The following is a 6,867-nucleotide window of genomic DNA, read 5'->3' as shown; positions in this document are numbered from 1 at the left end:
CCACCCAGGTCGACCCCGAGCGCAAGGCGCAGATGGAAAAGGCCCAGAAGGCCATGGAGAGCATGCCCCCGGCTCAGAAGCAGATGATGCAGGAGATGATGGCCAAGCGCGGCGTCAGCATGGATTTCGCGGGTGGTGCGGTCACTGTCAAGAGCTGCCTCACCGAGGAGCAGGTCAAGCGCGACCTCACGCCCTCTCATCCGGCCGGCAACTGCACCCACGATGTCCGCCGCAGCGGCAATGTCATCCACAGCCATTTCGTCTGCACCGACCCGGCCACCGAGGGTGAAGGCACGACCACCCTGCAAGGCAACACCGCCTTCACCAGCGACGTCAAGCTGACCCGCCAGCGCGACGGCAAGACCGTGACGACGGCCGTCAGCGGCGAGGGCCATTGGATCAGCGCCGACTGCGGCAACATCCAGCCCATCCAGGCACGGCCCAAAGCCACGCCGTGAAACAGCGGCTCTCACAGATCCTCTTCAGCCAGGGCTTCGGAACGCGGCGCCTGTGCGCAGGGCTGGTATGGAACGGCGAGGTGTCGGTCAACGGCGAAGTCGTCGACGACCCGGAGGCCGAGTTCGAGACTCAAGGCATGCGCTTCACGGTCGGTGGCCTGGAGTGGCCCTGCTACGACAAGGCACTGATCCTGCTGAACAAGCCGGCCGGCTACGAATGCTCGCAAAAGCCCAAGCACCACCCCAGCGTGCTCAGCCTGCTGCCAGCGCCGCTGCGCGAGCGCGGCGTGCAGCCCATCGGTCGGCTCGATGAAGACACGACCGGCCTGCTGCTGCTGACCGACGACGGCACCTTGATCCACAAGCTGACCTCGCCCAAGCACCATGTGCCCAAGGTCTACGAAGCGCGCTGCAAGCATCCGCTGAYGGCGACCATGGTCGAGCAGTTGCTGGCCGGCGTCGAGCTGAAGGAGCCAGAGAGCAAGCTTCCGGCCAAGTTCCAGCGACCGCCCGAGATCAGCAAGGCCGAAGGCGCCGAGATCGCCGACGAGACGCTGCTGCGGCTGACCCTTGTCGAAGGGAAATACCACCAGGTCAAGCGCATGGTCGCGGCCGTCGGCAACCGCGTCGAGGCCCTGCACCGACCGCAGTTCGGCGCGCTGACGCTGCCGGCCGACCTGGCGCCCGGCCAATGGCGCTGGGTGGCGAGCCCTGCGGAGGTCTGGGGCCAATGACGCAGCGGGGACAATGAGCCCATGCGAGTTTTCAGAGGCTTCCACCACCCCGGCATCGCACCTGCCTGCGCACTGACCATCGGCAACTTCGACGGCGTGCACCGCGGGCACCAGGCCATGCTGGCGCTGCTGCAGTCAGAGGCCCGCCACCGCGGGCTGCCGACCTGCGTGCTGAGCTTCGAGCCGCATCCGCGCGACTTCTTCGCCGCCAAGGCCCACAAGCCCGAACTCGCGCCCGCCCGCATCGCCAATCTGCGCGACAAGCTCGKSGAGCTSGAGCGCTGCGGTGTCGACCAGGTCGTCRTSCTGCGCTTCGACGAGGCCCTGGCCTCACTGCCGGCGCCGGACTTCATCCGCCAGGTGCTTGTCGACGGCCTGGGCGCTCGCTATGTGCTGGTCGGTGACGACTTCCGCTTTGGTGCCAAGCGCCAGGGCGACTATGCGACGCTGGATGCCGCCGGCCAGGCGCGCGGCTTCGACGTGGCCCGCATGATGAGCTACGAGGTGCACGGCCTGCGCGTCAGCAGCTCGGCCGTGCGCGAGGCGCTGGCCGCGGGCGACATGGCGGCCGCCGCGGCGCTGCTGGGTCGGCCCTATGCCATCTCGGGCCACATCACGCACGGGCGCAAGCTGGGCCGCCAACTGGGCGAGAGCGCCCCCGGCGCGGCCGACGGCTTTCGCACCTTGAACCTGCGCTTCGACCATGACAAGCCGGCCGCCCAGGGCATCTTCGCGGTGCTGGTGCATGGCCTGACGCCCGAGCCGCTGCCGGGCGTCGCCAGCCTGGGCCGGCGGCCCACCGTCGAAGATGCCGGCCGCGTGCTGCTGGAGGTGCATTGCCTGCGGTGGCCCCTCGGCCCCGAGGGGGGCTACGGTAAACTCGCCCGCGTGGAACTGCTGCACAAACTTCGCGACGAAGCCAGGTACGACGGGCTTGAAGCGCTCACGGCTGCCATCGCAGCCGACACGGCGGCGGCGCGCGCCTTCCTGGCCACCCACGCCGCCCAGCGACGCCAGACCACGCGCGACCGAATTTGAAGCGGCTCCCCGCCGCTCTTCGCTCCGCCCTCCCCGCTTCTTGATCGCCAGGCACGCCGCCTGGCCGCATGCCATGACCACCCCGGACTACCGCTCCACGCTCAACCTGCCCGACACGCCCTTCCCGATGCGCGGCGACCTGCCCAAGCGCGAACCGGGCTGGGTCAAGGCCTGGGACGAGCAAGGCCTGTACAAGCGCCTGCGCGACGCCCGCTGCGGCGCGCCGAAGTTCGTGCTGCACGACGGCCCGCCTTATGCCAACGGCCAGATCCACATCGGCCATGCCGCCAACAAGATCCTGAAGGACATGATCGTCAAGGCGCKCCAGCTGGCGGGCTTCGACGCGGCCTACATCCCGGGCTGGGACTGCCACGGYCTGCCCATCGAGAACCAGATCGAGAAGACCTTCGGCCGCGGCCTGCCGCGCGACGAGGTGCAGGCCAAGAGCCGCGCCTACGCCACCGAGCAGATCGACGGCCAGCGCATGGACTTCAAGCGCCTGGGTGTGCTGGGTGAGTGGGACAACCCGTACAAGACGATGAACTACGCCAACGAGGCCGGCGAGATCCGTGTCCTGAAGCGGATGTTCGAGCGCGGCTTCGTCTACCGCGGCTTGAAGCCCGTGTACTGGTGCTTCGACTGCGGCTCGTCGCTGGCCGAGTTTGAGATCGAGTACGCGGACAAGCAGTCCCCTGCAGTGGACGTGGCCTTCCTGAGCGCCGAGCCAGAAAAGCTGGCCGCTGCATTCGCCGTCGCGCCGCTGACCAAGGACGCCTTCACCGTCATCTGGACGACCACGCCCTGGACCATCCCCGCCAACCAGGCGCTCAACCTGAACCCCGAGCTGCCCTACGCGCTGGTCGACACGGCCAAGGGCTACTTCGTCGTCGCAGAGGCGCTGGTGGAGAAGTGCCTGGCGCGCTGGCAGCTCGAAGGCAGCGTCGTCGCCGTGGTGCCAGGCCGCAAGCTGGAGCTGCAGAAGTTCAAGCATCCGCTGGCCCACGTCGACCCCGGCTATGACCGCGAAAGCCCGGTCTACCTGGCCGACTACGCGACTGCCGAAGACGGCACCGGCGTCGTCCACTCCGCACCCGCCTATGGCCTGGACGACTTCCAGTCCTGCGTCGCCCACGGACTGGCCTTCGACGACATCCTCAACCCCGTGCAGGGCAACGGCGCCTACGCCGCCGACCTGCCGCTGTTCGGCGGCCAGCACATCTGGAAGGCCAATCCGGTCATCGCCCAGGCGCTGCAGGACGCCGGCCGCCTGATGGCGCAAAGCAAGCTGACCCACAGCTACCCACACTGCTGGCGGCACAAGACGCCGGTCATCTACCGCGCGGCGGCGCAGTGGTTCGTGCGCATGGATGAGGGCGACGGCTTGTTCACGACGAACAAGGCGCCCGACAGCCTGCGCAAGACCGCGCTGGCCGCTATCGAAGCCACCAGCTTCTACCCCGAGAACGGCCGCGCCCGCCTGCACGACATGATCGCCGGCCGTCCCGACTGGTGCATCTCCCGCCAGCGCAGCTGGGGCGTGCCGCTGCCTATCTTCCTGCACAAGGACACGGGCGAGGCGCATCCGAAGACGCTGGAGTTCATCGAGCGCGCGGCCCAGCTGGTGGAGCAGAACGGCATCGAGGCCTGGTCCAAGCTCGACGCCGTCGAGTGGCTGGGTGCTGAGGCGGCCCAGTACACCAAGGGCAACGACATCCTCGACGTCTGGTTTGACTCCGGCTCCACCTTCGAGCATGTGCTCAAGGGCAGCCACCAGGGAGCGGGCCACGACAGCGGCCCCGAGGCCGACCTTTATCTCGAAGGCCACGACCAGCACCGCGGCTGGTTCCATTCGTCGCTGCTGATCGCCTGCGCCCTCTATGGCCGCGCGCCCTACCGGGGGCTGCTGACGCACGGCTTCGTCGTTGACGGCCAGGGCCGCAAGATGAGCAAGTCCATGGGCAACGTCGTCGCGCCGCAAGCCGTGTCGGACAAGTTCGGCGCCGAGATCCTGCGCCTGTGGACGGCCGCAACCGACTACTCGGGCGACCTCGGCCTGGACGAAAAGATCCTGGCCCGCGTCGTCGACAGCTACCGCCGCATCCGCAACACGCTGCGCTTCCTGCTCGCCAACGTCAGCGACTTCGACCCGGCAACGGACACGGTCGCACCCGGCGATCTGCTGGAAGTCGACCGCTACGCGCTGGCTCGTGCCGCCGAATTGCAGGCCGACATCCTGGCCCACTTCGAGCGCTACGAGTTCCACCCGGTGGTGTCGAAACTCCAGGTCTACTGCTCCGAGGACCTCGGCGCCTTCTACCTGGACGTGCTGAAGGACCGCCTCTACACGACCGCGCCCAAGAGCCTGGCCCGCCGATCCGCACAGACGGCGCTGTGGCAAATCACGCACGCCATGCTGCGCTGGATGGCGCCCTTCCTCAGCTTCACGGCCGAGGAGGCGTGGGCGATCTTCGGCAAGGGCGAGAGCATCTTCACGGAGACCTATTGGGACTTCGGCAAGACGGATTTAGCGCTGCTGGCCAAATGGCATCGCATCCACGAGATCCGCGATGAGGTCAACAAGGCCATCGAGGCGGTACGCACGACGGGTGCTGTCGGCGCCTCGCTGCAGGCCGAACTGGTGCTCAAGGTGAACGAGCAGGACCAGATGCTGTTGGCCAGCCTGGGTGACGACCTGCGCTTCGTCTTCATCACGTCGGCCGTGCGCTTGGCATCAGCAGGCGAACTGGGCGTCGTCGTCACGCCCAGCGCCCATGCCAAGTGTGAGCGCTGCTGGCACTACCGCGCCGACGTCGGCAGCATTGCGGCTCACCCGACGCTCTGCGGGCGCTGCGACAGCAACCTCTACGGCGCGGGCGAGACCCGCACCGTCGCGTAAGCACGCGCTGGTTTTTTACGCGGACCGACGCCGGGCCGTCCCAAGTCGGCCCGCAGGCGATGTGCATGCGGCTCAATGCCGCATGCATCGCCGTCCCCTCGGGGCTGAGGCCGGACACGGCAAGTCCTGAGGACTTGTCGTGCCTGCCGAAGAGCAGCCGCTCTGCCGGCTGCGCGGTCTGCAAGACCGGCTGGCCTCACCGGCGTTCAGCCGGAGTGAGACCGGACGAGGGGCTCACGGGAACGCAGGCACGTTCGGCTCCATCCCCTCGAAGTGCGCTTCGGGGTGGGTGCGAGCCAGCAGTTCCTCGATCTCGGTGATGCGCGAGCGGGGCACGTCGACGATGAGCAGGTATTGGCCTTGCTCGATGGCCGCCTCGAAGCGTTTCAAGCGCCGGCTCGGCGTGGAGCTGCCGATCATGCTGGACGACCAGGTGCCCAGCATGGCGCCTACGGCCGCCAGGCCGATGACGACCGCCGCCGGAGAGGCTGCGCTGATCGCCAGGGCCGCCGCAACGCCGCCCGCGGCGCCGAGGCCGGAGCCGATCAGCGCGCCGTTCTGGGCCGCCTCGACCAGGTCAGAGGTCTGCAGCACATTGGCCGCGTGAAGACCGTCCATCGCGGCACCTTCGGCGGCGACGAAATGGATGTGGTGTTCGGTGATGCGGGCGAGCAACAGCTCGTCCATCGTGCGCCGCGCGCTGCTCAGGTGGGGCAGCAACCAGTAGATGCGCTTTCGCATGGGATCCTCCAGCGAGCAGGGAGAGTTCCGCTTCTACGCCGCTTCTCCTGCGCCTACAAGCCCCGGCTCGGCGGCAAGTYACATTGGCGGCCCTCGCCTCGCGACCCCATTCCATGCCTTCTCGCTCGTCGTCCTCGTCCTCCGGCCTGACTTCCTGGCTGCTGATTGCCGCCCTCATCATCCTGGCCGACCAGCTCACCAAGGTGCTCATCCTGCGCACCTTCCAGCTCGGTGACGTGCACCCAGTCACCAGCTTCTTCGACGTCGTGCGCGCCCACAACTTCGGCGCCGCTTTCAGCTTCCTGCATGGCGCCTCCGGCTGGCAACGCTGGTTCTTCCTCGGCCTGGGCCTGGCCGCGGCCGGCTTCATCATCTGGATGCTGCGCCGCCATGGCCACCAGAAGCTGTTCGCTTGGGCGTTGACGCTGATTCTGGGTGGCGCGCTAGGCAATGTCATCGACCGCGCCATCCACGGCTACGTCGTCGACTTCATCCAGGTTCACGCTCGAAGCTGGTATTTCCCTGCTTTCAACGTCGCCGACAGCGCCATCACCGTCGGCGCCGTCCTGCTGATCCTGGACGAATTGCGCCGAGTGCGCCGCGGTTGAACCTGCGCGGCGCGGCCGCGCAGTAGTTCACGGGCGACAGATGTGACGAGCGGTGACAATCGCGCGCCTCTCAACGCGCCCACATGCTCCTCGACTTCGCCAGCCTGAGCCATTACGACTGGCTCGACGTTCCTCTGTGGGTCTTCGACCCCGAACAACAGCGCAACCTCTGGGCCAATGCCGCAGCCCTGCGCTTCTGGCATGCCGACAGCGCCGAGGAATTCCTGTCGCGCGACTTTTCCGAGCATGGCGATGCCGTGCGCGAGCGCCTGGCCGTCACGGCGGCCGACCATGCGCAGGGCAAGATCGTCCGCGAGCAGTGGACTCTCTATCCCAAGGGCGAGCCGACGACGGTCATGCTGGTGTCGCGCGGCATGCGCACGCCGGAACGC

Annotated in this window: 6 protein-coding genes and 1 pseudogene; 6 read left to right on the top strand and 1 reads right to left on the bottom strand. The window is 67.8% G+C overall.

The window, feature by feature from the left end; all coding sequences use genetic code 11:
- The 4 genes from ACXJKR_RS20210 to ileS all read left to right on the top strand — a co-directional run.
- Positions 1-458 (top strand): DUF3617 domain-containing protein (locus ACXJKR_RS20210; RefSeq protein WP_457324336.1); only part of this gene is annotated, 458 nt, incomplete at its 5' end.
- Entirely contained in the window at positions 455-1,192 is a 738-nt protein-coding gene (locus tag ACXJKR_RS20205; protein ID WP_457324335.1) for a 16S rRNA pseudouridine(516) synthase, read from the top strand. The genes ACXJKR_RS20210 and ACXJKR_RS20205, both read left to right, overlap by 4 nt.
- Positions 1,193-1,213: 21 nt before the next feature.
- On the top strand, positions 1,214-2,230 hold the full coding sequence (locus ACXJKR_RS20200; RefSeq protein ID WP_457324334.1) for a bifunctional riboflavin kinase/FAD synthetase: 1,017 nt from the start codon (positions 1,214-1,216) through the stop codon (positions 2,228-2,230).
- 73 nt (positions 2,231-2,303) lie between these two features.
- Positions 2,304-5,126, top strand: coding sequence for an isoleucine--tRNA ligase (gene ileS / locus ACXJKR_RS20195; RefSeq protein WP_457324333.1), 2,823 nt, complete (start codon positions 2,304-2,306; stop codon positions 5,124-5,126).
- 234 nt (positions 5,127-5,360) lie between these two features.
- Here the strand turns inward: ileS and ACXJKR_RS20190 are convergent, their stop codons facing one another.
- Positions 5,361-5,867 carry a hypothetical protein gene (locus ACXJKR_RS20190; protein WP_056201958.1) on the bottom strand — a complete coding sequence of 169 codons (507 nt, stop codon included), beginning with the start codon at positions 5,865-5,867 and terminating at the stop codon, positions 5,361-5,363.
- Positions 5,868-5,980: 113 nt separating this feature from the next.
- Here ACXJKR_RS20190 and lspA point away from each other — a divergent pair, with 113 nt between their 5' ends.
- Positions 5,981-6,475: a signal peptidase II gene (gene lspA / locus ACXJKR_RS20185; RefSeq protein WP_457324332.1), complete on the top strand. Its 495-nt coding sequence runs from the start codon at positions 5,981-5,983 to the stop codon at positions 6,473-6,475.
- Between the two features lie 83 nt (positions 6,476-6,558).
- Positions 6,559-6,867: pseudogene (locus ACXJKR_RS20180) on the top strand (GGDEF-domain containing protein); the annotation flags it as partial.

The sequence above is a fragment of the Roseateles sp. P5_E11 genome, assembly GCF_054049355.1.
The sequence above is the reverse complement of the archived record's forward strand: the minus strand, read 5'-3'. Positions and strand labels throughout refer to the sequence as shown.